We start from the raw sequence: 24,143 nt of genomic DNA, 5'->3' as shown, positions 1-24,143 counted from the left end.
GCGTGACCGTCAAGGTCAGTGAGCGCATCGGTCATTGAATCCGGGGCCCTCGGGGCCAAGAGTGGGAGCCCTGTCATCATTCATCTGCACAGCGGTTCGAGGACGTCATGACCCAGGCTTTGATATTCGATGCATTACGCACCCCCCGTGGCAAAGGCAAGGCCGACGGCGCCTTGCACAGCGTCAAGCCGGTGAACCTGCTGGCCGGGCTGCTCGATGCCCTGCAGCGGCGTAGCGAACTCGACACCAGCCAGGTCGACGACATCGTGCTCGGCTGTGTGACGCCGATCGGCGACCAGGGGGCCGACATCGCCAAGACCGCGGCGCTGGTCGCCGACTGGGACGTCAGCGTGGCCGGGGTGCAGATCAACCGCTTTTGCGCCTCGGGCCTCGAGGCGGTGAACCTGGGGGCGATGAAAGTGCGCTCCGGCTTCGAGGACCTGGTGGTGGTCGGCGGCGTCGAGTCGATGTCACGGGTGCCCATGGGCAGCGACGGCGGCGCCTGGGTGCTCGACCCGCAAACCAACATGCACAGCCATTTCACCCCGCAAGGCATAGGCGCGGACCTGATCGCCACCCTGGAAGGCTTCAGCCGCGAGGATGTCGACAGCTTTGCCCTGCAATCCCAGCAAAAGGCCGCGCGGGCCAGGGCGGCAGGAGCTTTCAGCAAGTCCCTGGTGCCGGTGCAAGACCAGAATGGCATCGTCCTGCTGGATCACGATGAATTCATTCGCGCCGATTCCACCCTCGAGGGCCTGGGCAAGCTCAAGCCCAGCTTCGAGATGATCGGCCAGATGGGCTTCGACGCCACCGCCTTGCGGGTCTACAGCCATGTCGAGCGCATCCACCACGTGCACACCCCGGGCAACAGCTCAGGGATAGTCGACGGTGCGGCGCTGATGCTGATCGGCTCCGAAGCCAAGGGCCAGGCGCTGGGCCTCAAGCCGCGGGCGCGGATCGTCGCCACGGCGGTCACCAGCACCGATCCGACCATCATGCTCACCGGGCCGGCGCCGGCCACGCGCAAGGCACTGGCCAAGGCCGGGCTGCGGGTCGAGGACATCGACCTATTCGAGGTCAACGAGGCGTTCGCCTCGGTGGTGCTGAAGTTCATCAAGGACATGGCCATCGACCCTGGCAAGGTCAACGTCAATGGCGGCTCCATCGCCATGGGCCACCCGCTGGGCGCCACCGGCTGCGCGATTCTCGGCACCCTGCTCGACGAGCTGGAAGCACGGCGCCAGCGTTACGGCCTGGCGACCCTCTGCGTCGGTGGCGGCATGGGTATCGCCACCATCATCGAACGCCTCTGAGCCCTGACTTCAAGGAAACACTTTCATGACCGAAGCCATCCGTTACGACAAGGGCCAGGACCAGATCGTCGTTCTGACCATCGACATGCCGGGCCAGAGCGCCAACACCATGAACGCGGTGTACCGCGAGGCCATGGCCGCCTGCGTGGCCCGCCTGCAAGCCGAGCAGGAATCGATTGCCGGGGTGATCGTCACTTCGGCGAAAAAGACCTTCTTCGCCGGCGGCGACCTCAATGAACTGATCAAGGTCGGCAAGGCCGAAGCCCAGGCCTTCTATGACATGGTGCTGACCCTCAAGGGCCAGCTGCGGGCCCTGGAGACCCTGGGCAAACCCGTGGTAGCGGCGATCAACGGCGCGGCCCTGGGCGGCGGCTGGGAGATCTGCCTGGCCTGCCATCACCGGGTGGCGCTGGACGATCCGTCGCTGCAGATCGGCCTGCCGGAAGTGACCCTCGGCCTGCTGCCGGGCGGTGGCGGGGTGGTGCGCATGGTGCGTTTGCTGGGGCTGGAAAAAGCCCTGCCGTATCTGCTGGAAGGCAAGAAGGTGCGGCCGCAACAGGCGCTGCAAGCCGGCCTGATCGATCAACTGGCCAGCGACCGCGACGATCTTCTGGCCAAGGCCAGGGCGTGGATTGTCGCCAACCCGGCGGCCAAGCAGCGCTGGGACGTGGCCGGCTACCAGATCCCCGGGGGCACGCCGTCGCACCCGAAAGTCGCGCAGATGCTGGCCATCGCGCCGTCGATCCTGCGCAGCAAGACCCAGGGCTGCCTGCCGGCGCCGGAGAAGATTCTCTGTGCGGCAGTGGAGGGTGCCCAGGTCGATTTCGATACCGCGCAGTTGATCGAAGCCCGCTATTTCACCGAGCTGACCACCGGCCAGGTGGCGAAAAACATGATCGGCACCTTCTGGTTCCAGCTCAACGAGATCAATGCCGGTGGCTCCCGTCCCCAAGGTTTTGCGCCCTATGTGACCAAAAAGGTCGGGGTGCTCGGTGCCGGAATGATGGGCGCCGGGATCGCTTATGTCAGCGCTGTGGCCGGTATCGAGGTGGTGCTCAAGGACATCAACCTGGCGGCGGCCGAGAAGGGCAAGGCCCATTCGGCGGCGCTGCTGGAGAAGAAGGTCGCCCGTGGCCATTTGAGCGCCGCGCAGCGTGACGCCACGCTGGCGCGAATCCGCACCACCGAGCAGGACGCCGACCTGGCCGGTTGCGACCTGATCATCGAGGCCGTGTTTGAGGATCGCGAGCTCAAGGCCAGGGTCTCGGCGGCAGCGCAGCAAGTGGTGGGGGCGCAGGCGGTGATCGCATCCAACACCTCGACCCTGCCCATCAGCGGCCTGGCCAAGGCGGTACCGGATCAAGGCAAGTTCATTGGCCTGCATTTCTTCAGCCCGGTGGAAAAAATGCCCCTGGTGGAAATCATCAGGGGCGAGCAGACCAGCGATGAAACCCTGGCGCGCGGTTTCGACTTCGTCCAGCAGATCAAGAAGACCCCGATCGTGGTCAACGACAGCCGCGGCTTTTTCACTTCGCGGGTGTTTGGCACTTTCACCAACGAAGGCATCGCCATGCTCGGCGAGGGCGTGGCCGCGCCGATGATCGAGACCGAGGCGCGCAAGGCGGGGATGCCGATCGGTCCGCTGGCGATCTGCGACGAGGTTTCCCTGAGCCTGCTGAGCCATATCCGCCAACAGACCGCCAAGGACCTGCAGGCCGAAGGCAAGCCACTGCCGGAGCATCCGGCCTTTGCCGTGATCGACCTGCTGCTCAATGAATACAAGCGTCCAGGCAAGGCGGCGGGCGGCGGTTTCTACGACTATCCGGCCGGGGGGCAGAAGCACTTGTGGCCGCAGCTGAAAACCCGCTTCGAGAAAGCCGATGGGCAGATTTCACCGCAGGACGTGCGCGATCGGTTGTTGTTCGTGCAGGCCATCGAAACCGTGCGTTGTGTGGAGGAGGGCGTATTGCGCTCGACGGCCGATGCCAATATCGGCTCGATCTTCGGTATCGGCTTCGCGGCCTGGACCGGCGGGGCCTTGCAGTTCATCAACCAGTACGGCCTGAAGGACTTTATCGCCCGTGCCCAGTACCTGGCCGAGCAATATGGCGAGCGTTTCGCGCCGCCGGCGCTACTGTTGGAGAAGGCCGCCAAGGGCCAGTTGTTCTGAGGCTGAAGGGATTAAAGTGATGCATCGCGGGGCTTGCCTTGGTCGGGTGTTTCAAGGCAGGCTCTGGGGTGTTCATTATTCCCATCACGTGTCAGGTATTTTTTATGTCGCTACGCATCTGCATTCTGGAAACCGACATCCTGCGTCCAGAATTGGTCGATCAATATCAGGGTTACGGGCAGATGTTTCAGCGCCTGTTTTCACAGCAGCCGATCGCTGCCGAATTTACCGTCTACAACGTGATGCAAGGCCACTACCCGAGCGACGACCAGAGCTTCGACGCCTACCTGGTCACGGGGAGCAAGGCCGACTCCTTCGGTACCGACCCCTGGATTCAAACTCTCAAGACTTACCTGCTGGAGCGTTATAAGCGCGGCGATAAACTGCTGGGCATCTGTTTTGGCCATCAGTTGCTGGCGTTGCTGCTGGGCGGCAAGAGCGAACGCGCGACCCAGGGCTGGGGCGTGGGTACCCACAACTACAAGCTGGCGGCCAAGGCGCCGTGGATGAGCCCGGTGGTGGAAGAGCTGACGCTGCTGATCAGCCACCAGGACCAGGTGACTGCCTTGCCGGAAAACGCCACGGTGATCGCTTCCAGCGATTTCTGCCCGTTCGCGGCCTATCACATCAATGACCAGGTGCTGTGCTTCCAGGGCCACCCGGAGTTCATCCACGACTATTCGCGGGCCTTGCTGGACCTGCGCCAGCAGCACCTGGGCGAGCAGGTCTATCAAAAGGGCATCGCCAGCCTGGATCGGGATCATCACGGCAGCACCGTTGCCGAGTGGATGATGCGTTTTGTCGCGCACAAGCCGCAGGCCGGGTCGGTTTGAATCCATAGCCGCATCGCCAGCCGGCTCGCTTCTACAAAGGCCTCAAGGCCCTTGTAGGAGCGTCCTGCCCGGCTCCGCTGTCAGAGCCACCCCGAGCGCTTGAAGCTCGCCCACAACCCGGTACAGCCCAGCACCAGGAACGCCAGCACGCCGAAGTAGCCATAGTGCAGCTTCAGCTCCGGCATGTTGTCGAAGTTCATGCCGTAGATCCCGGCCACAGCGGTCGGGAACGCCAGGATCGCCGCCCAGGCGGCGAATTTGCGTTGCACCACGCTTTGTCGCGAGGCCTCCAGCAGCACGCCAATCTCGATGGTCTGGCTGGCGATATCGCGCAGGGTCGCCAGGTCTTCCATCTGCCGGGTGACGTGGATCTGCACGTCGCGAAAGTACGGGCGCATGTTCTTGTCGATAAAGGGGAAGCTGAGCTTCTGCAGCTCTTCGCTGATCTCCACCATGGGCGCCACATAGCGGCGCAGGCGCAGCACATCGCGGCGCAGGCTGTGAAGGTGCTGGATATCTCGCTCGTTGAGCGAGCTGCACAACACGCTGTGCTCCAGCGCGTCGATCTCGGCATGGATCGCTTCGCTGACCGGCTGGTAATTCTCGGTGACGAAATCCAGCAGCGCGTAGAGCACGAAGTCTTCGCCGTGCTCAAGCAGCAACGGTCGTGCCTCGCAGCGCTGGCGGACGAACGCATAGGATTTGGAATGGCCGTTGCGGGCAGTGATGATGTAGCCGTTGCCGGCAAAGATGTGGGTCTCGATGAATTCCAGCTTGCCGTTTTCGCGCACGGGCGAGTAGGTGACGATAAACAGCGCGTCGCCGAAGGTTTCGAGTTTCGGCCGGCTGTGTTTTTCCAGGGCGTCCTCGATGGCCAGTTCGTGCAGGTTGAACTGGCGTTGCAGATTGGCCAGTTCCTGGGCGTTGGGTTCTTCGAGGCCAATCCAGACGAAGTGCCCGGGTTTGGCAGCCCAGGCTGCACCTTCGTCGAGGGTGATATCAGTGACTTTTTTACCTGCGCTGTAGACAGCGGCGGCAACAACTCTACCCATGGTTCCTGTTCGCTTCTTCTTATCGAAATGAGGAGTGAGACTCCGTGCAGCTTAGCCCCATGACTGATCAGAGTCAGCCTGCTGGGCGGAGTTCGCCGGCAATAAAAAAGCCCGCACGCGGCGGGCTGTTTTCAGGCGGTCTGTAGCTGGCGGTCCATCGATTCGATGCACTCGCGCATCTGTTCGCGGCATTGCTCGATCAGCCTTGGCATGTCGTCCAGGCTCAGCCCGGCGGTGGGAATCGCCGGCAGCGAACGGATCAGGATCCTGCCGCTGTGCCAGCGGTTGAGGCGCATGTGGCGGATGTAGCTGCTGGCGCACACCGGGACGATCGGCACGCCGGCGGCGATGGCCATCTGGAAGGCGCCTTTCTTGAACGGCAGCAGGTCTTCACCGAGGTTGCGGGTGCCTTCCGGGAACACCCAGATCGAGGTGTCCTTGTGTTGCAGGGTATGGGTGGTGGTCAGCATCGAGCGACGTGCCTTGTGCGCGTTGCCGCGGTCGATCAGCACGTTGCCCGCCAGCCAGAACAGCTGGCCGAACAGCGGCACCCACTTCAGGCTCTTTTTGCCGATGCACACGGTGCGCTGGGGCACCACGTTGCCGAACACGAAGAGGTCGTAGTTGGACTGGTGGTTGGCGATGATCACGCAGCTCTTGGGCTTGTCCATCAGCGGCCCGACTTCGGCCTTGACCCGCAGGCGCAGAATGCACATGGCAGGCAAGGCATACAGGCGCGCGCACAGGCGGCTGTTATCCGGGTTGAACGGGCGGCACAGCCCCAGCACCACGCCGAGAATCCCCGCTGCAATAAAATGCAGGCCCATCAATAACATACGAAACAGATACAGCATCTACAGGCCCACCGGGGACAAAAGGTGGCGCAGTGTACGGATGTGCACTGTTTTCGGCAATTACCTGTATAGAAGGGGAAGATGGCCGATGTTTAAGCGCATGTTTCCAACTCTTTGCTCAGTGGCGGGCTAGAGCATCGCGCCGGTCTTTCTCGCGCTGCGGGCATAAAAAAGCCCGACGCAGGGCCGGGCTGGTATGCGATGGGCTCAAGCTTCAGCCCAGGTGTTCCTGATCGAGGATGATCGCGTTGTCCAGCGCTTCCAGCAGCGCCTTGCGCACTTTCAGCTTGGTGTTCTTGTGGGCGGTCATGTTGATCTTCTTCAGTTGGCGCGCGGCGGCCAGGGCGGCGCCTTGCAGCTCCTCGGCGCTTACCACCTTGTCGAGGAAGCCGGCATCCACCGCGCCTTGCGGGTCGAACATCTCACCATTGATCACCGAGCGGTGCAGCGCGGATTTGCTTAGACGGTCACGGGCCAGCTCGATGCCGGCGTGGTGCATGGTCATGCCGATCTGTACTTCGTTCAGGCCGATGCTGAACGGACCTTCGACGCCGATGCGGTAGTCCGCCGACAGCAGCAGGAACGCACCCTTGGCCACGGCGTGCCCAGGGCAGGCGACGATGACGGGGAAGGGGTGCGACAGCAGGCGGCGGGCCAGGGTCGAACCCGAAGTCACCAGGCTCACGGCTTCCTTGGGGCCGGCGGTCATCACCTTCAGGTCGTAGCCGCCCGACAGAATGCCGGGCTGCCCGGTGATGATCACCACCGCGCGATCGGTGATGGCCTGGTCCAGCGCGGCATTGAAGGCGGCAATCACGTCCGGGGAAATGGCATTGACCTTGCCATTGCTCAAGGTCAGGGTCGCGATACCGTCTTCGAGGTGGTAAGAAATCAACTCACTCATGACGCAATTCCTTGTATTGAAGTGGGGCAGACGTTACCCACGGTCACAGGTCAGGTAAAGCGCTGTGACTGACTGGCGAGTCAGCCCTTTCTGGCCTGACAAGCGTAGCCGGCCACCTGGGGCGCGTATCGGCTCTGCTATATAGCTGCCAGCCAGGCCAGAGATTGGCCGGTTTGCCATGACGCTGATGTCGTCGAAGTGCCGGAATCCGGAGAAATGTCTTAAGCGCATGAAAATTCTGAAAAAAACCTTTGCCATCAGAAAAGCTTTCGACTACATTAGCGCGCCTCGACAGACTGAATCGGTTTGACGAGACACGGTTGGGTGTCCGAGTGGCTTAAGGAGCACGCCTGGAAAGTGTGTATACAGGAAACTGTATCGAGGGTTCGAATCCCTCCTCAACCGCCATATTCGATCGACGCAAAACCCCTGATTTCCTCGAGAAGTCAGGGGTTTTGTGCTTTCTGGGGCCTGTTTGTCGCAGCCGTTGGCGAGCGGTTTCTTTGCTGAACGCCGTTTCCTCGCCACGGTCAAAATCATTACGAGTTCGCAACAGCCAAGGCTGCTCCAGCGAGGTATCGATCACGCTGGATACCTGAGTAGTCTTTGGCTTGGTTACCCCTGCGAAGCCTGGCGGCCCGGTCACCTTGAAGGTGAGGTTTCCGCCGATATCAGGCGGGCATCAGCGTGCGGTTTTCTGTGCCCCGTACTGGCTACGAGGAGACGCGCAATGGTCATTCACTTCAAGGTCGCCGGGCATCTGGCCTGCGGCCACAAGGGTTCCAATCTCATGTCCAGCACCGAGCCGGCGCGGGTCAAATGCCGCAGTTGCCGCAATACCGAGGTGTTCAAGGAAGCCCGCAAGAATCAGCGCAATGCGGCACGTCGAGCGGCGCGCAAAGCGAAGGCTGCGCACACGGGCGATTGGCGTGCAGCCTGGACCCAGCGGCTGACGGCCATGGCGGGCTTGCAGCGTCTGCCTCGGGGCTTTGGTGGGCAACCTTACGTTTAGCGTTTGTCCCGGGCACCCCACGCTTTCAGGTCTAGAATGGTCATGCGCATCGAGTGGGGCGATGCTGGCGGTCTGCGAGCGTGGGGCGATGTTGCCGGCGCCGGCAGGCTTTGCAGCTACTCAATCGAGGGCACGATCATGTCCACGCACGAACAGGTCACCGAGCACAAATCCTTCTCCGAACCGGATGAGACCCGCGAGTTTTCCAATGGCAAGGCAGAGATTCTGAAGATCGGTCAATGCGAAGTGGGGCGCTTCACGTTCAAGCCGGGCTGGCGCTGGTCGAACGATATCCGGCCGCTGGCGCAGACACCGAGTTGCCAGGCGCCGCACTTTCAGTATCACGTGGCCGGCAAGCTGGCGATCCTGATGGATGACGGCACTGAAATCATCGCTGGACCGGGCGATATTACCTCCCTGCCTAAAGGTCATGACGCCTGGGTGGTGGGGGATGAAACCGTGGTGGTGGTCGACTGGTTCGGGGCCAGCAACTACGCTCGTAAGGTCTAGGCGAAAGGCAGTCGCAAAGGAGCTGATGCAGGCCATCAGCTCCTTTTTCAACGACGATCCACTCCCTTGGACGAAGAATCCCAGTTTGGGCCATTCGTCGGTCTTTTCTCCTGTGAACTGTAAGTCCGTAAATGACCGTCTAGTCTGAAACGCCGTGACGGTCGATATTTTCTAGGCAGTCAGGTGCTTGCCGGTATCGACCGGTTGTTGGAGGGAGCAGGGAGATGAGCGATCCTTATATCGAGGACAACGGGGATGAGTTCCCAATCAACAACCTGGTGCGCTGCGGTCAGGCAGCGTTCGACAGCGAGCCACCGATCAAGGCATCGGCAGGCAAGACCAGGACCAGTGCGTTACCCAGGGTGACCCAGACAAAGTTTTTCCCGAAAGCGGCGCTTCCTAAGAGAAGGTAGCCTTCATACCGAACGACCCCGCTTCCGGGCGGGGTTTTTGTTACCTGAACAATGGGCCGCCGCGGTCGATTTGAATGAAGTTGGACCTTTCGTCTTATCCGTTGCACAAGGTCGCGGGGTTTTCACAATTTATTCACAAGCGACTGCGTAGGCTCAACTCATCCGTTAAAGCAAATCCTATTAGCCCGTCTCCCCAGCGGGCTTTTTTTTGGTTCTTCACGGAATTCCGGGAAACACAGAAACAAGAACGCCGATTTGATTGATGATGTTCGTGCGAGCAAACACATCTAAAAAACCGGCGTTCTTATGCACGATATTAATACTTTCCTTCCTTTTTGGGAGGGCTTTTCTGTCGTCACGATCAAGCCTGATGGCGATGCCCTACAGATCGATCTGACGCCCCACACCACCCGATTCCCTTCCTGTGGTGGATGCCAAAAGCCCTGCTCAACCACTCACGAGTATTGCGAGCGAGTCGTTCGTGATTTGCCCATTCTCGGCCGTGCAGTGCGCCTCAGCGTTTTGCTCAGACGTGTTGGCTGTCGTGACTGCGGCAAACGCATGGAGACTGTCAGTTGGCTGGATCGCTATGCCCGTATGACGCGCCGCTTGGCCGATGCGGTGATTCAAGCCTGCGAGCGCCTTCCCACGTTACACGTGGCTCAACTGTTTGGGTTGCATTGGGACACCGTTCGGCTGCTAGAGCGTCGCGCCTTGCAAACGGCATTGAGCGATCTGCCGAAGGCGCAACCACGGCGTCTGGTGATGGACGAGTTCGCTCTGTTCAAGGGCCATCGTTACGCCAGTGTGGTGCTGGATGCGGATACACGACGAGTGCTGTGGATCGGCGAAGGCCGCAGCCGTGCGGCGGTCAGGCCGTTCTTCGAAGAGTTGGGGCCAGAGGGTTGCGCTCGAATCGAAGCGGTGGCGATGGACATGAACACCGCCTTTGACCTGGAGGTTCGCCGGCACTGCCCCAAAGCGCGCGTGGTCTACGACCTCTTCCATGTGGTGGCCAAATATGGCCGAGAGGTGATTGATCGGGTCCGCGTTGACGAGGCTAATCGGCTACGCCACGACAAGCCTGCTCGTAAGGTCATCAAGCAAGCGCGATGGCTACTGCTACGCAATCCACAGAATCTGAAAACGCCGGAACAACAGGTTCACTTGCAGGATTTACTGGCGGCCAACCAGGCGTTGATGACGGTCTACTTGATGAAGGCTGAACTCAAAACGCTCTGGACGCCGAATACCGCTTGGAGCTGGAGATCGGCCTGGAAGCAATGGTTGCGCCATGCTCATGAAAGCGAAATACCGGCACTGATCCAGTTCGCCAAACGGCTAAAGAGTTACTGGCGGGGCATCGTCAGCCGCGTTCGCTGGCCGATGCACACCGGTCAGCTGGAAGGAATAAACAATCGCATAAAGGTCATCAAACGAATGGCGTACGGTTACCGGGATAGCGAATTCTTTTTCATGAAGATCAAGAGCGTCTTTCCCGGTATTCCGTGAAGAACCTTTTTTTTGCCTGGGTGAAAACTCTTTGCGCAAAAACGGTCCAACACTTTGACTAAAAGGATTACAGCGTTGCGCTGTCGCCGCTCAGCTTTAGTCAGACACCGCTATAGAATGACTCTCCAGCATCTTTTTCGAGGTTTACATCATGCGTTTAACACTGCCTGCTCTGGTTTTGGGGCTTCTGGCTGCTCAAGGTGCGATGGCCGCCGGTGATGGCACTGCTGCGGTCGGCGGCGGTTTGGGTGGCGCGCTGGGCAACGTGGTTGGACAACAGATTGGCGGCAGCACCGGTGCCGCGGTGGGTGCGGGTATTGGCGGCGCTGCCGGCAGTGCGGTCGGTGCCCGTAAAGGCAGCCGTACCGAGGCGGCCATCGGTGGCGGTCTGGGTTCGGCCGGCGGTTCGGTGATCGGCAACAAGCTGGGCGGCAAAACGGGCTCGACCATCGGTGCAGGCCTGGGTGGCGCGGCCGGTGGTGCCTTGGGCAGCAGCATGGGTGACGATGACCATCACTCCGGCGGCAGGAAGCACAAGAATAAACACAAGCACAAGCACGACTGATTCTGCTGCAGTGTGCAAAAAGCCCGGCCCTGTGCCGGGCTTTTTTATGGGAACGAATATCGCTCCAGCCCCTCGAATTCAATGATGGACACACTGTGTCGACGAGGTTTGCCATGACTCCGGAAACGGCTGACAAGAAAGAAGACGATGCCTCGGGCGCGCCCCTGGTCAACGATCCGGGCAATGAAGACCCGGGCTCGCTGATGGATGACGCCCTGGTGCCACTGAGCGATGACGATGAGGCAGGCGAGTCGGAGGAAGAACGCCCGTGAAGTCTGCTTCCTGCACGCCGGCATGACCGGTGTGAGGTACATATGAAGCATGATCCGAAACATCTCGACCGGGATGAAACGCCCGAATATCCGCTGCCGTCCCCCACGGATGCGCTGACTCCCGAGCAGATCCTCCCGGACGCCAACGCCGAGCAGGAGTTGTCTCGACCCAAGCCGCAGCGCAAGGCGGCCAGGGGCAAGCGTCGCACCGCCCCGGGAGGCTCGTCGTGAGCCGGGCAAAACTGCTGAGCCTGGTGCTGGTCGCCCTGGTGTCGATTTTCTTCTTCTCCAGCCTGGCAGAATCCGCTGACGGACGGGCTTCAACCCATCCTTCCGGGCGCTCTTTCGAGGGCGGTTCCGGCAGCGATCTGATGCTGCGACCTGGGGCCCTGGGCGGGAATGGTGTAGGCATCACGGACAGCCGTTCCCGGGCCGACAATGCGCGCGGCTCTTCCGGCCAGGGCGGCGGCATGGGCTCCACCGGCGTCAATGGTTCCATCATGGGCGGCGGCGGTGCCGGCGGTGGAACCGGCAGCGCGGGTGGCGGCACCGGCGGTCCCGGAGGCGGCAGCGGGCGCGCGGGGCGCTAGCTTGCTTTATTCATTCGCCGAGACCATCGAGCCCGGCCTGTCCGGGCTTTTGTCTGCCTGCGCGCTGGCCTGAGGTTGCTCCCTGTCATCCGCCGCGGCTATGCTGCTGAACCCTTTAATCGGGCAAAAAACTGGCCGTACCTGAGCCGCTCCCCGGGATGTTTTTTGTTAACGGATCAGATGCGATGAATGCACAGTTGAATGATGTGGGCCCGATCAAGGCCGTGATTTTCGATATGGACGGTTTGCTGCTGGACACCGAAGGCATCTACACCGAGGTGACCCAACTGATCGCCGATCGTTACGGTCGCACCTTCGATTGGACGGTCAAGCAGAACATCATCGGCCGTGGCGCCGCGGACCTGGCCCGCTATGTGGTCGAAGCCCTGGACCTGCCGATCACGCCGGAGGAGTTCCTGGTGATTCGCGAGCCGCTGATGCGCGAGCGTTTCCCCCGCGCGCTGGCGATGCCGGGGGCGCAGGAGCTGGTGCAGCACCTCAAGGCCAATAACGTGCCGATCGCTGTGGGCACCAGTTCTTCGCGCCAGTCTTTCGCCCAGAAAACCACCTTGCACGGCGACTGGTTCGCGCTGTTCGACACCATAGTCACCGCCGACGACCCGGAAGTGGGCGCGGCCAAGCCGGCGCCGGATATCTTCCTGACCGCCGCGCGGCGCCTGGGCGTTGCTCCCGAGGATTGCCTGGTGTTCGAGGATTCGCCCTTCGGTGTCACCGCGGCGAAAGCGGCGGGGATGACCGCGATCGCCATTCCCGACCCGGCGATGGCGGACGCCAAGTACGCCCATGCCGATGCCATTCTGCGTTCGTTGAAGGGGTTCCAGCCGGCGGCCTGTGGCTTGCCGCTGCTGCAATGGAGCTGAACCTGTAGCCGCTGCCGCAGGCTGCGATAAGTCCGACAGGGCTTCAGCGGTCTCAAGTGCCGCGCCTCTTGAGGAGTCGATAGCAGCCTGCGACAGCCCCTACAAAAAACGCCGGGCCACCTGATGACGGTGGCCCGGCGTTTTTCATGGGCGCAGGAATCAGGCGCTGAAGCCGCCATCGATGCTCAGGCTGGCCCCGGTGATGTAACCCGCTTCCGGTCCGGCCAGGTAAGCCACGAAGCTGGCGATTTCTTCCGCGTGGCCGTAGCGCCCGATGGCCATCAGCGGGATCAGGCTTTCGGCGAAGTCGCCGTGGGCCGGGTTCATGTCGGTATCGACCGGGCCGGGCTGCACGTTGTTGATGGTGATGCCCCGTGGGCCGAGGTCGCGGGACAGGCCTTTGGTCAGGCCGACCAGGGCCGACTTGCTCATGGCGTAGGTGCCGCCGCCGGCAAAAGGCATGCGTTCGGCATTGGTGCTGCCGATGTTGATGATGCGCGAGCCTTCGCCCATGTGCCGGGCTGCTTCCTGGGTGGCGACGAACACGCTGCGAATGTTGATGGCCAGGGTCCGGTCGAAGTCTTCCAGCTTGAAGTCTTCCAGCGGGCCGACGGCCAGGACGCCGGCGTTGTTGACCAGGATGTCCAGGCGGCCAAAGGTTTCGACCGTGCTGTCGACCGCCTGGCGGATGGCCGCGGCATCGGCGCTGTCGGCGAGGATCGCCAGGGCCTTGCCACCGGCCTGGGTGATGCTGTCCTGCAAGACCTGGGCCTTGGCAGTGGAGCTGACGTAGGTGAAGGCGACAGCGGCGCCTTCGGCTGCCAGGCGTTGCACGATGGCGGCGCCGATGCCGCGGGAACCGCCTTGAACCAAGGCTACTTTGCCGCTGAGGGATTGGCTGGTCATGTCGTTCTCCAAAAGTCCAAGGCGGGCTGCCTTGTGGTTGGAGTCGAGTATCGACCTCGGATTAGGTGCTGTGTAGATAGGAATCGCTCTAGTCTGTATAAACCAGAAGTTTAGAGTGAGGCGCCATGGAAACCTTCAGCAGCATCGAATGCTTCGTGCGCAGCGCCGAAGTCGGCAGTTTTGCCGAAGCCGCGCGGCGCTTGAGCCTGACCCCCGCCGCGGTGGGTAAAAGCGTGGCCAAGCTCGAGGCCCGGCTCGGGGTCAGGCTGTTTCAGCGCAGCACCCGCAGCCTGACCCTGACCGAGGCCGGCAAGCTGTTTCTCGATGAGGTCAGCGCCAGCCTGTACACCATCCAGAACGCCGTGGCCAACCTGGCCAGCGCCGAAGGGCGCCCGGCGGGGACCCTGAAAGTCAGCATGGGCACGGTGTTCGGGCGGCTGTACATCGTGCCCATGCTCGGCGAATTCCTGCGGCGTTTTCCGGAGATCAGCCCGGACTGGCATTTCGATAATCGCCAGGTGGACCTGATCGGCCAGGGCTTCGACGCGGCGATCGGCGGCGGCTTCGAACTGCCGCAAGGGGTGGTGGCGCGACGGCTGAGCCCGGCTCACCGCATCCTGGTGGCCTCGCCGGAGTACCTGGCGCGCTGCGCGGCGGTCGAGCAGCCCGAGGATTTGCAGCATTGCGAAGGCATCCTGATCCGCTCGCCACAGACCGGGCGGATACGTTCCTGGGCCCTGACCAGCCGCACCCGGCAGCAAAGCCCGCTGAACCTGAAGGCGCGGATGACCATGAGCGATTCGGAAGCGGCCTGCGCCAGCGCCGCCCAGGGCCTGGGGGTGGCGCTGGTGAGCATGCCGTTCGCCGTCGGTTATCTGAATGCCGGTACCCTGCAGCGGGTCTTGCCGGACTGGTACGTCGACGACGGCAACATCTCGATCTACTACGCCGAGCACAAACTCTTGCCGGGCAAGACCAGGGCCTTCGTCGACTTCGTGATCGAACAGTTCGCCGTGCTGGGCCTGGAGCAACGCTTCAGCGCGGTCTGAAGGTGCGCGCAAACCCGCTTCCTGTAGGAGCGAGCTTGCTCGCGATAGGTCCTCGACGAAAGCGCCGATTCAGCGCCCGAAACGCCCTGGCCAGCCGATGATGGCCTTCGGCCGCGGCGTAGCGTAGGTGCGCACCTTGGAGGTGGACAGCCCCAGGCGCACCAGGGATTCGGCGATGGTCACCGCCGCGGTCACGCCGTCCACCACCGGCACGCCGGTGCGCTGGCGGATCTGCTCGTCCAGGCCGGCCATGCCGCCGCAGCCCAGGCAGATCACCTCGGCCTTGTCTTCGCTGACCGCCAGCTCGGCCTGGCGCACGATGGCTTCCACGGCGCGCGCCGGGTCCTGTTCCAGCTCCAGCACCGCCAGCCCGCTGGCTCGTACCGAGGCGCAACGGTCGTACAGGCCGGAGAGTTTCAGGCGATCCTCGATCAGCGGTACGGTGCGATCCAGGGTGGTCACCACCGAGTAGGCATGGCCGAGGAACATCGCGGTGCTGGCGCCGGCGTCGGTGATGTCCACCACCGGCACATTGAGCAGTTCCTGCAGGCCTTCGCGGCCATGCTCGCCATAACCGGCCTGGATCACCGCGTCGTAGGGCTGGTCGTAGGACAGCACGCGGTCCATGACGGCGATGGCGGCCAGGTAGCTTTCGAAGTTGCCTTCGATGGAGTCGGCGCCGAAGTGTGGGGTCAGGCCGATGATTTCAGTGCCGGGCGCGGCCACGGCCTGGGCCTGGCGGGCGATGGCCTGGGTGATGGAGTCGGTGGTGTTGACGTTGACCACGAGAATTCGCATGGGCTGTCCTTATCGGTGAGGCATTCGGGGCCCGCCGCACGCGGGCCGTTCAAGGTTAGTGACAGACGTTGTCGACTGCGATGGATTCGCCGCTGACATCCGCATAGTGCGGCTGGCGTTTGGCGATGATCAGGTACAGCAGGCCGGCAATGCCGGCGCCGATCAGCCAGGAGAAGGGCGAGACGCTGGCAAACCCCGGCACCAGGGCCAGGACAATGGCGATCAGCGCCGACGGAATGAACGCCGCCACCGCCCGCAGGTTGACCCCGCGGCTGTAGAAATACGCGCCTTGCGGGTTCTCGCTGTACAGCTCGGGCACGTTGATCCGGCCTTTGCGCAGCAACCAGTAGTCGACCATGATCACCCCGTACAGCGGCCCCAGCAGGGCGCCGAGCCCGGACAGGAAGTACACGATCACCAGCGGGCTGTTGTAGAGATTCCACGGCAGGATCAGCACCGCGAGGGTCGCGCTGATCAGCCCGGCGCGGCGAAAGGTCAGGTATTTCGGCGCCAGGTTGCTGAGCACGAAGGCCGGGGCGACGAAGTTCGCCATGATGTTCACCGCCACGGTGACGATCAGGAACGCCAGGCAACCGAGCACCAGAAAGAAGGTGTTGGGGATCGAGGCGATGATTTCGGTCGGGCTTTCGATGATCCTGCCGTTGATCTGGAACTGCGCGCCGCAGAGCAAGACGGTGATGGCCGCGAACACCAGGATGTTCACCGGCAGCCCCCAGAAGTTGCCGACCTTGATAGTCCGACGGCAGGGCGAGGAGCGGGCGAAGTCGCAGAAGTTGAGGATCAGCGTGCCGTAGATCGCCAGCCACAGCGCGCCGCCAGCGAAGATCTGGCGCCACATCTCGCCACCGCTCAAGGGCTCGCGGATCGACCAGGCGATGCTGGCGTCGGCCTGGGTGAACATCCAGGCGGCGAGGGCGGCAACGGTCACCAGGATCACCGGGCCGGCGAAGGCTTCGTAACGCCGGACCATTTCCATGCCATAGGCGAGGATTGCCAGCTGGACCAGCCAGATCGCCACGAAACACACCCAGCCCAGGCTCGACAGGCCGAGGATCGAGTTGTGGTCGTAGTCGGCGAAGCCGGGGTGGATGGCCGTGAGCAAGACCCGGAACACCACCGAGGCCAGGTACGTCTGGATGCCGAACCAGGCGATGGCGATCACCGCGCGGATCAGCGCCGGAATCTGCGCGCCATGGATGCCGAAGCTGATACGGCTGATCACCGGGAAGGGCACGCCGGTCTTCTGGCCCATATAGCCGGACAGATTCATGAAGAAGTACACCAGCGCCGCGCCGATCCCCAGGGACAGGAGGATCTGCCAGCCGCCCAGGCCCAGGGCGTACAGGCCGATGGCGAAGGAGTAATTGGCGATGTTGTGCACGTCGTTGGTCCACAGGGCAAAGATGCTGTATCCACCCCAGCGCCGGCCTTCGACCTTGGTCGGCGCCAGGTCGCGGTTGTGCAGGCGTGGGCTGAGGTCGACCGTGGCGGCGGTGCCGGGGCCGAGGTGGGTGTGGGAGGAGGGCAAATCCAGTGCGATGTTGTTGGCAAGGCTTGTACGCATTCCGGCAGGCTCCTGATTGCGGACCTGCGCTGACTGTGCTTGAGCGCAAGGCTCGGCAGCCTTCGGCTGGGGTCCGGGAATCACTGGGTTCTGGGCATCTGCAGGCGGATTCGGGAACCCGGCTTGCGGATATAAAGTGTATGTATTTTTTATTTAAGTTGTATACAAGATGCGAAGCGACTTAAGCCACTTCCGTGCCAGAACCCAATCTAAGCAAGCGACTGATAATTTCGGTTTGTTCTTAATGATTTCTAAGTAACTGAAACTACGAAATTATAAATTGACCGTTCGAACAGGTATTTATTTTTCGAGGGGATGGGGTGTGAGCGCGGTGGAGGATGGTCCAGGGAAAAGGGTGTAACCTTTTGGGGCGTCGAGGCATAAAGTGCACACAAAAATGGCACCTGTGGTGACACTTGTGTGTACAAGATTTTTGCCGGGAGGAGGGCTCCTGTAGGAGCGAAGCTTGCTCGCGAGACGGCGTACCTGGCACACCGCTTCGCGAGCAGGCTTCACTCCGACAGACCAGAGGAAAGAGGAATCGGGGGCTTTAGCCCTTGCTGATGATATTGCCGGCGTGCAGGCCGCATTCCTTCTGCGTGGCTTCTTCCCACCACCAGCGGCCTTCGCGCTCGTGCTGGTTCGGCAGCACTGGGCGGGTGCAAGGCTCGCAGCCGATGCTGATGAAGCCACGCTCGTGCAGGCTGTTGTATGGCAGTTCGAGCATGCGGATGTAACCCCAGATCTCTTCGCTGGTCATCTGCGCCAGCGGGTTGAACTTGTACAGGGTGCGTTCCGGGGTGGAGAAGGCGCTGTCGATCTCCAGTACCGCCACCTGGCTGCGGGTGCCCGGGCTCTGGTCGCGACGCTGGCCGGTGGCCCAGGCGCTGACGGTGGACAGCTTGCGGCGCAGCGGTTCGATCTTGCGGATGCCGCAGCACTCGCCGTGGCCGTCCTTGTAGAAGCTGAACAGGCCTTTCTCCTTGACGAAAGGGTCGAGCTTGGCGTGGTCCGGCGAAACCACCTCGATGTCGATCTTGTAGTGCTCGCGTACCTGCTCGATGAAACGATAGGTTTCCGGGTGCAGGCGACCGGTGTCGAGGCTGAAGACCTTGACGTTCTTGTTCAGCTTCCAGGCCATGTCCACCAGCACCACATCCTCGGCACCACTGAAAGAGATCCACAGGTCATCGCCAAACTCGGCAAAGGCCAGCTTGAGAATGTCCTGGGCGGATTTTTGGGCATAGGTCGCGGCGAGTTCAGCGACATTGAACGATGGGCTCATCAGGGCGGTTTCCTACAGGTCGGTGGCGCTGAGCGCTCTAGATACTGGCGATGGTAACAAAATCCGCCCCCGGCTGGCGCGCTCCTTGCGTTGCGTGGGCTGGGGCGAATCGCTAGAGTTCGGCAGTCCTTTTGCTCGCTCGAATAACCAATACAAATGGGAGTGTCTCGTGGAAATTGCCTGTCTCGACCTGGAAGGTGTACTGGTCCCGGAAATCTGGATCGCCTTTGCCGAAAAAACCGGGATTGAATCCCTCAAGGCGACCACCCGGGATATCCCCGATTACGATGTGTTGATGAAACAGCGCCTGCGGATTCTCGACGAGCACGGCCTGAAGCTCTCGGACATTCAGGAAGTGATCGCCACCCTCAAGCCGCTGGACGGCGCCATCGAGTTCGTCGACTGGCTGCGCGAGCGTTTCCAGGTGGTGATTCTGTCCGACACCTTCTATGAGTTTTCCCAGCCGCTGATGCGCCAGCTGGGCTTCCCCACGCTGCTGTGCCATCGCCTGGTCACCGACGACAGCGGCCGGGTGACCGGTTACCAGCTGCGCCAGAAAGACCCCAAGCGCCAGTCAGTGCTGGCCTTCAAGAGCCTGTACTACCGGGTGATCGCGGCGGGGGATTCGTACAACGACACCAGTATGCTCGGCGAGGCCGATGCCGGGATTCTGTTCCATGCCCCGGACAATGTGATTCGCGAGTTCCCGCAATTCCCGGCGGTGCACAGCTTTGCCGAGCTGAAGCAGGAGTTCCTCAAGGCATCGAACCGCGAGTTGAGCCTGTAGGTTCGCGGCGCAGCTATCGCGGGCAAGCCTCGCTCCTACAGGCCGCGTCGTGCCGCATTGCCGTGAACGACATTGACCCGTAGGAGCGAGCGCGCGGCGATCCGACTTGCCCGCGATGCCTTTAAAGGCTCTGCAAGGTCTCCAGCAGCACCTTCACCTTGGTGATGGACTCCTGATACTCGGCCTGCCAGTCCGAGTCCGCGACAATCCCGCCACCGCCCCAGCAGCAGACCTGCCCGTCCTTGACCAGCAGGCTGCGGATGGCGATCGAGCTGTCCATCTCGCCACGCACATCCAGGTACAGCAACGAACCGCAATACAGCCCGCGCCGGGTCGGCTCCAGCTCGTCGATGATCTGCATGGCGCGGATCTTCGGCGCGCCGGTGATCGAGCCGCCAGGGAAGCTGCCGGCGATCAGGTCCAGTGCGTCCTTGTCGTCCGCCAGCTCGCCGGTGACGCTACTCACCAGGTGATGCACATTCGGGTAGCTTTCCAGGCTGAACAGCTCCGGCACCCGCACCGAGCCGATGCGGCAGGTGCGGCCCAGGTCGTTGCGCAGCAGGTCGACGATCATCAGGTTTTCCGCGCGGTCCTTGGGGCTGGCCAGCAGCTCGGCGGCGTTCGCCGCGTCTTCGGCGGCATCCTGGCTGCGTGGGCGGGTGCCCTTGATCGGCCGGGTTTCCACCTGGCGCTCACTGATCCGCACGAAGCGCTCCGGCGACAGGCTCAGTACCGCGCCACCTTCCGGCAGGCTCTGGAACCCGGAAAAAGGCGTCGGGCAGGCCGCGCGCAGCGCGCAGTAGGCAGCCCACGGATCGCCGACGCAGGGCGCGCGAAAGCGTTGGGCGAAGTTGACCTGATAGCAGTCGCCGGCCTGGATGTACGCCTGGATACGCTCGAACGCCTGTTGATACTGCGCGGCGCTGAGGTCGGGGCGCATCGGCCCGCTGAGCTTGAAGCTGCCGTCGGTGCTGGCCGGCACCTGGCTGAACAGGGCGATCAGGCGCTGGCGTTCGGCGGCGTCGACGACCGGGTGGAACACCAGTTGGCTGGTGCACTGCTGATGGTCGCTGATCAGCGCCCAGTCGTAGAGGCCGAAGCGCGCATCGGGCAGTTGCAGGTCATCCAGGGCCTGGCTGGGCAGGCGTTCCAGGTGGCGTCCGAAGTCGTAGCTCAGGTAGCCGATCAGCCCGCCGGCGAAAGGCAGCTGGTAAGGCGCGGGGATCGCCGCCTGACCCAGCTGGTCCAGGTTGAGCCGCAGGCGTTGCAGGAAATCTTCGCCGCTTTCGTCCTTGAGGACGGCCAGCTGGGCCCGTGGCCAGGCGCTGAGCAGGTCATAGCGGCCGCGCTCGGCACTGGGCCGGCCGCTGTCGAGCAGGACGGCGCCAGGGGCAAGACGGATCGCCGCGAAATACTCGGCGGGGTTGGGGCGATAGGGCAGCGGGTGTACGGAGCAGGTCGACATGCGGGGCGGATCAGCCATCGGAGGAGCGCGGCTGGCGATTGTAGTCCCCTCAAGGATTTGCTCCTAGTGGGGATGTCGGGGATTGCCCGGTTTACGACGCATCGCACTGTAGCCGCTGCCGCAGGCTGCGATAAGACCGAAGGTCTTCCAGCGTCCATAAGGACGCCACGGCCGTGCCGGCCGATCGCAGCCTGCGGCAGCGGCTACAGGTCAATGCCGTGGATCAGCCTTCCACCGCCGGGATATGGCCGAACAGATCCTGGGCAAACTGCACGCGCTGCTCGACGGTTTCGCTGATGCCGCGGGCTTTCAGCTCTGCCAGGTGCGCTTCGACCGCGTGGGTGCGCTGGGTCAGGCCGCAGTCGTTGGCGATCTGGATGTTCAGGCCGGGGCGGGCGTTGAGCTCGAGGATCAGCGGGCCCTTTTCCTGGTCCAGCACCATGTCGACCCCGATGTAGCCCAGGCCGCACAGCTCGTAGCAGCCGGCCGCCAGCTTCATGAAGCCGTCCCAGTAGGGCAGCTGCACGCCGTCCACCGCGTTGGTGGTGTCCGGGTGCTTGGCGATGATGTTGTTCAGCCAGGTACCGCGCAGGGTCAGGCCGGTAGCCAGGTCGACACCGACGCCGATGGCGCCCTGGTGCAGGTTGGCCTTGCCGCCGGACTGGCGGGTCGGCAGGCGCAGCATGGCCATCACCGGGTAGCCCATGAGCACGATGATGCGGATGTCCGGCACGCCTTCGTAGCTGATGCTCTTGAAGATCTGGTCCGGGGTCACCCGGTATTCGATCAGCGCCCGGTCACGGTGGCCGCCCAGGGAATAGAGGCCGGTGAGGATGCTGGAGATGTGGTGCTCGATTTCTTCATGACTGATGATCTTGCCCGACACCGTGCGGTAGCGACCCTCGAAACGGTCGGCGATCACGATGATGCCGTCGCCGCCGGCGCCTTGCGCCGGCTTGATCACGAAGTCGTTGCGCCCGCCGATGATCTCGCCGAGCTTGTCGATTTCCTTCTCGGTGGAGATCACGCCATACAGTTCCGGCACATGGATGCCGGCCTTGATCGCGCGTTCCTTGGTGATGATCTTGTCGTCGACGATCGGGTACAGGCTGCGCTTGTTGTACTTGAGCACGTAGTCCGCGTTACGCCGATTGATCCCCATGATGCCCCGGGCTTCCAGGGCCTTCCAGGTCTTCCACAGGCCGAACATTACGAATCAGCCTTGACGAAGGCTTTGAAACGGATCAGCTCGGTCAGGCGGTAGCCGCGGTAGCGACCCATCGCCAGCATGAAGCCCACCAGGATCAGCAGCATCGCCGGGAAGGTGAAGACGAAGTAGATCAGCTCCGGCACGCTCATGATCAGGTGGGCCAGGGAGGCGGCGAACAGCGTGCCGATGGCGACTTTCATCGCGTGGCCGGCGCCACGTTCTTCCCAGGTGATCGACAGGCGTTCGATGGTCATGGTCAGGATCACCATCGGGAACAGGGCGACCGACAGGCCGCGTTCCAGGCCGAGCTTGTGGCTGAACAGGCTGATGGCGGCGATCAGCACCACGACGAAGGTCAGCACCACCGACAGCCGCGGCAGCATCTGCAGCTTCAGGTGTTCCAGGTAGGACCTGAGCGACAGCCCGAGCGCGGTGATTACGGTGAACAGCACGATGCCGAAGCCCAGCTGGGTTTCGCGGAAGGCCAGGGCGATCAGCACCGGGGTGAAGGTACCCAGGGTCTGCAGGCCGATCAGGTTGCGCAGCACCAGGATCACCAGCACGCCGATCGGGATCATCACCATGATCATGAAGGTCTGCTGGGTCTGCAGCGGCAGGCCGTACAGCGAGTATTCGAGGAAGTTGGCGTCGGTGTTCTCGTCGGTCAGCTTGGCCAGGCGAATGGCGTTCATTTCGCTGTTGTTCAGGCTGAAGGTGACGGTGGCTTTCTTGCCGCCATCGACGGTGATCAGGCTGTCGTCACCGATCCACCACAACAGGCGGTCGCTGGGCAGGCCCTGTTCGCCGGTTTCCGGGTTGAAGTACAGCCAGTCGGTACCGTTGAAGCTGCGCAGCCACAGTTCCGGAGCCTGCGGCTGGTCGGCCACCAGGCGGATGGTGTGGACCTTTTCCATCGGCACGTGGGCGATGGACAGCAGCAGGTCGACGATCTTGGCCTTGTTCGCCGGCGACGGATCGCCCGCCAGGAGCATCTTGGCGTTGTCGTCGCTGCTGTTGTTGACCCGCTTGATGGCTTCGCTGATGAAGGTCTCGACGTCGGCCGAGTGCTGGCGGATCGGCGCGAGCAGGGCTTCGGCGGCGATCTTTTCCGGGCCTTCGACGGCGATGCTGTCGCGAAAGGTCGGGCCCTTGATCTTGGCTTTTTCCGCGGTGTAGCGCTTGGTCAGGACCAGGCGGTAGTAGAGGGTCTGGTTGCCCTTGGCGCGGCGTGCCGACCAGGTGACCTTGCGGTTGCCGTCGACGCGGTTCACCGCCACCCCGTAGTTATTGGAAATGAAGCTCTCGTTCAGGCTGACGTAGTCGCGGCTCAGGGGCGGCACGAACATCTGGATCTTGATCGGGTCCTTGGCGTTGGCGACGAATTCGACCTTGGCGTCGATGTTCCACAGGTCGTCGGTGGCGTCTTCGGTCACCGGGATGCCGAGCACGAAAATCTGATAGGCCGTGATCGAGATGCCCAGCACCACCAGGATGGCGATCAGGATTTTCAGATGGAGGGTAAGAGAGCGCATTGGAATTACTCTGCGGTATGAGCGTCGGTGGCGCAGGCAGGTTTGCCAGCAGCGTATTTAAGACTGGGGTCGACCAGTGCATCGAAGCGCTTGAGCGCTTCGGAGCCGATCAAGAGCGGGTATTGGAATGCACTGCGGTCGGTCAAGTTCACTTCTATGCTGCGCAGGGCTGTGCCCATGCAGATATCCAGCTCGATGACCGGGCGCGCGGTGTACTTCTTGTTGTTTTCCTCATCGGGGTCGTAGTCGCCGGCGCGGCGCTTGATCTTGCTGACGCGGGCCAGCGGACGTTCGATGGGGTGGGAATGGGCGGCGTCGATGGCCAGATAGAAGCGTACCCAGGACTCGCCATTGCGCTTGAAACGCTTGATATCGCGGGCGCTGAGGGAGGCGGTCTTGGCGCCGGTGTCGAGCTTGGCGGCGACTTCCAGGTCGATCCCGGACAGTCTGGCGTATTCATTCAGACCGTAAACGGTCTTGCCGGCGGCGGCACTCAGGCCCGGCAGGCCGAGCAGGCAGAACAGTATGGAGAAGGCCTTGAGTCTCATAGATCCTGGTGCGTTGCATGGGTTCTTCAGTTCAAGGCGACTGGCATTGCTGCGCAAGCTCCCTCGTGTGCTGCCTTATTAATGTGACAGGCAAATG

25 protein-coding genes and 1 tRNA gene are annotated in these 24,143 nt (G+C 62.4%); 15 read left to right on the top strand and 11 right to left on the bottom strand.

Annotation, left to right across the window (positions count from 1 at the left end):
- Window positions 1-107: 107 nt before the first annotated feature.
- The 3 genes from NRG23_RS09930 (at window position 108) to NRG23_RS09920 (ending at window position 4,316) form a co-directional block, all read left to right on the top strand.
- Complete coding sequence (locus NRG23_RS09930; protein WP_009047872.1) at window positions 108-1,313, top strand: acetyl-CoA C-acetyltransferase; 1,206 nt, start codon at window positions 108-110, stop codon at window positions 1,311-1,313.
- A gap of 25 nt (window positions 1,314-1,338) precedes the next feature.
- On the top strand, window positions 1,339-3,483 hold the full coding sequence (locus NRG23_RS09925; protein WP_257374580.1) for a 3-hydroxyacyl-CoA dehydrogenase NAD-binding domain-containing protein: 2,145 nt from the start codon (window positions 1,339-1,341) through the stop codon (window positions 3,481-3,483).
- Window positions 3,484-3,587: 104 nt separating this feature from the next.
- Window positions 3,588-4,316 carry an amidotransferase gene (locus NRG23_RS09920; RefSeq protein WP_016704995.1) on the top strand — a complete coding sequence of 243 codons (729 nt, stop codon included), beginning with the start codon at window positions 3,588-3,590 and terminating at the stop codon, window positions 4,314-4,316.
- An 80-nt stretch (window positions 4,317-4,396) separates the two neighbouring features.
- Here the strand turns inward: NRG23_RS09920 and NRG23_RS09915 are convergent, their stop codons facing one another.
- The 3 genes from NRG23_RS09915 to NRG23_RS09905 all read right to left on the bottom strand — a co-directional run bounded on the left by NRG23_RS09915 (window position 4,397) and on the right by NRG23_RS09905 (window position 7,126).
- On the bottom strand, window positions 4,397-5,368 hold the full coding sequence (locus NRG23_RS09915; protein ID WP_009047875.1) for a magnesium and cobalt transport protein CorA: 972 nt from the start codon (window positions 5,366-5,368) through the stop codon (window positions 4,397-4,399).
- Window positions 5,369-5,499: 131 nt separating this feature from the next.
- On the bottom strand, window positions 5,500-6,222 hold the full coding sequence (locus NRG23_RS09910) for a 1-acylglycerol-3-phosphate O-acyltransferase (RefSeq protein ID WP_009047876.1): 723 nt from the start codon (window positions 6,220-6,222) through the stop codon (window positions 5,500-5,502).
- A gap of 214 nt (window positions 6,223-6,436) precedes the next feature.
- Window positions 6,437-7,126, bottom strand: coding sequence for a crotonase/enoyl-CoA hydratase family protein (locus NRG23_RS09905; RefSeq protein ID WP_009047877.1), 690 nt, complete (start codon window positions 7,124-7,126; stop codon window positions 6,437-6,439).
- A gap of 318 nt (window positions 7,127-7,444) precedes the next feature.
- Between NRG23_RS09905 and NRG23_RS09900 the strand changes: the two genes are divergently transcribed.
- The 10 genes from NRG23_RS09900 (at window position 7,445) to NRG23_RS09855 (ending at window position 12,881) form a co-directional block, all read left to right on the top strand.
- Window positions 7,445-7,534: transfer RNA gene (locus NRG23_RS09900), tRNA-Ser, on the top strand.
- A 322-nt stretch (window positions 7,535-7,856) separates the two neighbouring features.
- Window positions 7,857-8,138, top strand: a complete 282-nt coding sequence (locus NRG23_RS09895) for a hypothetical protein (RefSeq protein WP_009047878.1) — start codon at window positions 7,857-7,859, stop codon at window positions 8,136-8,138.
- Between the two features lie 42 nt (window positions 8,139-8,180).
- Window positions 8,181-8,648, top strand: coding sequence for a cupin domain-containing protein (locus NRG23_RS09890; protein WP_232290999.1), 468 nt, complete (start codon window positions 8,181-8,183; stop codon window positions 8,646-8,648).
- Window positions 8,649-8,872: 224 nt separating this feature from the next.
- A complete protein-coding gene (locus NRG23_RS09885; RefSeq protein ID WP_009047880.1) occupies window positions 8,873-9,061 on the top strand; it encodes a hypothetical protein in 189 nt (62 codons plus the stop codon).
- A gap of 306 nt (window positions 9,062-9,367) precedes the next feature.
- Window positions 9,368-10,573 carry an ISL3 family transposase gene (locus NRG23_RS09880; RefSeq protein WP_009047489.1) on the top strand — a complete coding sequence of 402 codons (1,206 nt, stop codon included), beginning with the start codon at window positions 9,368-9,370 and terminating at the stop codon, window positions 10,571-10,573.
- 151 nt (window positions 10,574-10,724) lie between these two features.
- Complete coding sequence (locus NRG23_RS09875; protein ID WP_009047882.1) at window positions 10,725-11,138, top strand: hypothetical protein; 414 nt, start codon at window positions 10,725-10,727, stop codon at window positions 11,136-11,138.
- A gap of 113 nt (window positions 11,139-11,251) precedes the next feature.
- Window positions 11,252-11,410 carry a hypothetical protein gene (locus NRG23_RS09870; RefSeq protein ID WP_257374579.1) on the top strand — a complete coding sequence of 53 codons (159 nt, stop codon included), beginning with the start codon at window positions 11,252-11,254 and terminating at the stop codon, window positions 11,408-11,410.
- A 42-nt stretch (window positions 11,411-11,452) separates the two neighbouring features.
- The gene (locus tag NRG23_RS09865) at window positions 11,453-11,641 is read left to right on the top strand and encodes a hypothetical protein (RefSeq protein ID WP_009047884.1); all 189 of its coding nucleotides are present in this window, start codon (window positions 11,453-11,455) and stop codon (window positions 11,639-11,641) included.
- On the top strand, window positions 11,638-12,000 hold the full coding sequence (locus NRG23_RS09860) for a hypothetical protein (protein WP_016704992.1): 363 nt from the start codon (window positions 11,638-11,640) through the stop codon (window positions 11,998-12,000). The genes NRG23_RS09865 and NRG23_RS09860 overlap by 4 nt, the downstream gene beginning before the upstream one ends.
- A gap of 185 nt (window positions 12,001-12,185) precedes the next feature.
- A complete protein-coding gene (locus tag NRG23_RS09855) occupies window positions 12,186-12,881 on the top strand; it encodes an HAD-IA family hydrolase (protein ID WP_009047886.1) in 696 nt (231 codons plus the stop codon).
- Window positions 12,882-13,040: 159 nt separating this feature from the next.
- Here NRG23_RS09855 and NRG23_RS09850 read toward each other — a convergent pair whose 3' ends face one another.
- A complete protein-coding gene (locus NRG23_RS09850; protein ID WP_257374578.1) occupies window positions 13,041-13,787 on the bottom strand; it encodes a 3-oxoacyl-ACP reductase family protein in 747 nt (248 codons plus the stop codon).
- A gap of 125 nt (window positions 13,788-13,912) precedes the next feature.
- On the opposite strand from NRG23_RS09850, the gene NRG23_RS09845 reads away from it, so the two are divergent.
- Complete coding sequence (locus NRG23_RS09845; RefSeq protein ID WP_257374577.1) at window positions 13,913-14,836, top strand: LysR family transcriptional regulator; 924 nt, start codon at window positions 13,913-13,915, stop codon at window positions 14,834-14,836.
- Window positions 14,837-14,905: 69 nt separating this feature from the next.
- On the opposite strand, the gene NRG23_RS09840 is transcribed toward NRG23_RS09845, so the two are convergent.
- From NRG23_RS09840 to NRG23_RS09830, 3 genes are all read right to left on the bottom strand, one after another.
- Window positions 14,906-15,634, bottom strand: coding sequence for an aspartate/glutamate racemase family protein (locus tag NRG23_RS09840; protein WP_028681992.1), 729 nt, complete (start codon window positions 15,632-15,634; stop codon window positions 14,906-14,908).
- A gap of 55 nt (window positions 15,635-15,689) precedes the next feature.
- Window positions 15,690-17,219 (bottom strand): NCS1 family nucleobase:cation symporter-1, encoded by a 1,530-nt coding sequence (locus NRG23_RS09835; protein ID WP_016704991.1) that lies wholly within the window; start codon window positions 17,217-17,219, stop codon window positions 15,690-15,692.
- Between the two features lie 550 nt (window positions 17,220-17,769).
- Entirely contained in the window at window positions 17,770-18,504 is a 735-nt protein-coding gene (locus tag NRG23_RS09830) for a phosphoadenylyl-sulfate reductase (RefSeq protein WP_016704990.1), read from the bottom strand.
- 169 nt (window positions 18,505-18,673) lie between these two features.
- Between NRG23_RS09830 and thrH the strand changes: the two genes are divergently transcribed.
- Complete coding sequence (gene thrH, locus NRG23_RS09825) at window positions 18,674-19,291, top strand: bifunctional phosphoserine phosphatase/homoserine phosphotransferase ThrH (protein ID WP_009047891.1); 618 nt, start codon at window positions 18,674-18,676, stop codon at window positions 19,289-19,291.
- Between the two features lie 121 nt (window positions 19,292-19,412).
- Here the strand turns inward: thrH and pabB are convergent, their stop codons facing one another.
- The 4 genes from pabB to NRG23_RS09805 all read right to left on the bottom strand — a co-directional run bounded on the left by pabB (window position 19,413) and on the right by NRG23_RS09805 (window position 24,046).
- A complete protein-coding gene (gene pabB, locus NRG23_RS09820) occupies window positions 19,413-20,756 on the bottom strand; it encodes an aminodeoxychorismate synthase component I (protein ID WP_257374576.1) in 1,344 nt (447 codons plus the stop codon).
- Between the two features lie 223 nt (window positions 20,757-20,979).
- Window positions 20,980-21,966, bottom strand: a complete 987-nt coding sequence (locus NRG23_RS09815) for an alpha-L-glutamate ligase-like protein (protein WP_009047893.1) — start codon at window positions 21,964-21,966, stop codon at window positions 20,980-20,982.
- Window positions 21,966-23,498, bottom strand: a complete 1,533-nt coding sequence (locus NRG23_RS09810) for an inactive transglutaminase family protein (RefSeq protein WP_009047894.1) — start codon at window positions 23,496-23,498, stop codon at window positions 21,966-21,968. The genes NRG23_RS09815 and NRG23_RS09810 overlap by 1 nt, the downstream gene beginning before the upstream one ends.
- Before the next feature lie 5 nt (window positions 23,499-23,503).
- Complete coding sequence (locus NRG23_RS09805; protein ID WP_009047895.1) at window positions 23,504-24,046, bottom strand: ATP-dependent zinc protease; 543 nt, start codon at window positions 24,044-24,046, stop codon at window positions 23,504-23,506.
- Window positions 24,047-24,143: the final 97 nt, after the last annotated feature.

The sequence above is a fragment of the Pseudomonas sp. T8 genome, assembly GCF_024610635.1.
GTDB lineage: Bacteria > Pseudomonadota > Gammaproteobacteria > Pseudomonadales > Pseudomonadaceae > Aquipseudomonas > Aquipseudomonas chlororaphis_I.
The sequence above is the reverse complement of the archived record's forward strand: the minus strand, read 5'-3'. Positions and strand labels throughout refer to the sequence as shown.

What these genes read in the sequence shown, in the direction of transcription:
- pabB (WP_257374576.1), bottom strand. Translation starts at nt 20,756, where the DNA reads ATGTCGACCTGCTCCGTACACCCGCTGCCCTATCGCCCCAACCCCGCC.
- NRG23_RS09845 (WP_257374577.1), top strand. Translation starts at nt 13,913, where the DNA reads ATGGAAACCTTCAGCAGCATCGAATGCTTCGTGCGCAGCGCCGAAGTC.
- NRG23_RS09840 (WP_028681992.1), bottom strand. Translation starts at nt 15,634, where the DNA reads ATGCGAATTCTCGTGGTCAACGTCAACACCACCGACTCCATCACCCAG.
- NRG23_RS09905 (WP_009047877.1), bottom strand. Translation starts at nt 7,126, where the DNA reads ATGAGTGAGTTGATTTCTTACCACCTCGAAGACGGTATCGCGACCCTG.
- NRG23_RS09880 (WP_009047489.1), top strand. Translation starts at nt 9,368, where the DNA reads ATGCACGATATTAATACTTTCCTTCCTTTTTGGGAGGGCTTTTCTGTC.
- NRG23_RS09870 (WP_257374579.1), top strand. Translation starts at nt 11,252, where the DNA reads ATGACTCCGGAAACGGCTGACAAGAAAGAAGACGATGCCTCGGGCGCG.
- NRG23_RS09925 (WP_257374580.1), top strand. Translation starts at nt 1,339, where the DNA reads ATGACCGAAGCCATCCGTTACGACAAGGGCCAGGACCAGATCGTCGTT.
- NRG23_RS09875 (WP_009047882.1), top strand. Translation starts at nt 10,725, where the DNA reads ATGCGTTTAACACTGCCTGCTCTGGTTTTGGGGCTTCTGGCTGCTCAA.
- NRG23_RS09850 (WP_257374578.1), bottom strand. Translation starts at nt 13,787, where the DNA reads ATGACCAGCCAATCCCTCAGCGGCAAAGTAGCCTTGGTTCAAGGCGGT.
- NRG23_RS09865 (WP_009047884.1), top strand. Translation starts at nt 11,453, where the DNA reads ATGAAGCATGATCCGAAACATCTCGACCGGGATGAAACGCCCGAATAT.
- NRG23_RS09855 (WP_009047886.1), top strand. Translation starts at nt 12,186, where the DNA reads ATGAATGCACAGTTGAATGATGTGGGCCCGATCAAGGCCGTGATTTTC.
- NRG23_RS09805 (WP_009047895.1), bottom strand. Translation starts at nt 24,046, where the DNA reads ATGAGACTCAAGGCCTTCTCCATACTGTTCTGCCTGCTCGGCCTGCCG.
- NRG23_RS09920 (WP_016704995.1), top strand. Translation starts at nt 3,588, where the DNA reads ATGTCGCTACGCATCTGCATTCTGGAAACCGACATCCTGCGTCCAGAA.
- NRG23_RS09835 (WP_016704991.1), bottom strand. Translation starts at nt 17,219, where the DNA reads ATGCGTACAAGCCTTGCCAACAACATCGCACTGGATTTGCCCTCCTCC.
- NRG23_RS09885 (WP_009047880.1), top strand. Translation starts at nt 8,873, where the DNA reads ATGAGCGATCCTTATATCGAGGACAACGGGGATGAGTTCCCAATCAAC.
- NRG23_RS09810 (WP_009047894.1), bottom strand. Translation starts at nt 23,498, where the DNA reads ATGCGCTCTCTTACCCTCCATCTGAAAATCCTGATCGCCATCCTGGTG.
- NRG23_RS09910 (WP_009047876.1), bottom strand. Translation starts at nt 6,222, where the DNA reads ATGCTGTATCTGTTTCGTATGTTATTGATGGGCCTGCATTTTATTGCA.
- NRG23_RS09930 (WP_009047872.1), top strand. Translation starts at nt 108, where the DNA reads ATGACCCAGGCTTTGATATTCGATGCATTACGCACCCCCCGTGGCAAA.
- NRG23_RS09815 (WP_009047893.1), bottom strand. Translation starts at nt 21,966, where the DNA reads ATGTTCGGCCTGTGGAAGACCTGGAAGGCCCTGGAAGCCCGGGGCATC.
- NRG23_RS09890 (WP_232290999.1), top strand. Translation starts at nt 8,181, where the DNA reads ATGCGCATCGAGTGGGGCGATGCTGGCGGTCTGCGAGCGTGGGGCGAT.
- NRG23_RS09830 (WP_016704990.1), bottom strand. Translation starts at nt 18,504, where the DNA reads ATGAGCCCATCGTTCAATGTCGCTGAACTCGCCGCGACCTATGCCCAA.
- NRG23_RS09915 (WP_009047875.1), bottom strand. Translation starts at nt 5,368, where the DNA reads ATGGGTAGAGTTGTTGCCGCCGCTGTCTACAGCGCAGGTAAAAAAGTC.
- NRG23_RS09895 (WP_009047878.1), top strand. Translation starts at nt 7,857, where the DNA reads ATGGTCATTCACTTCAAGGTCGCCGGGCATCTGGCCTGCGGCCACAAG.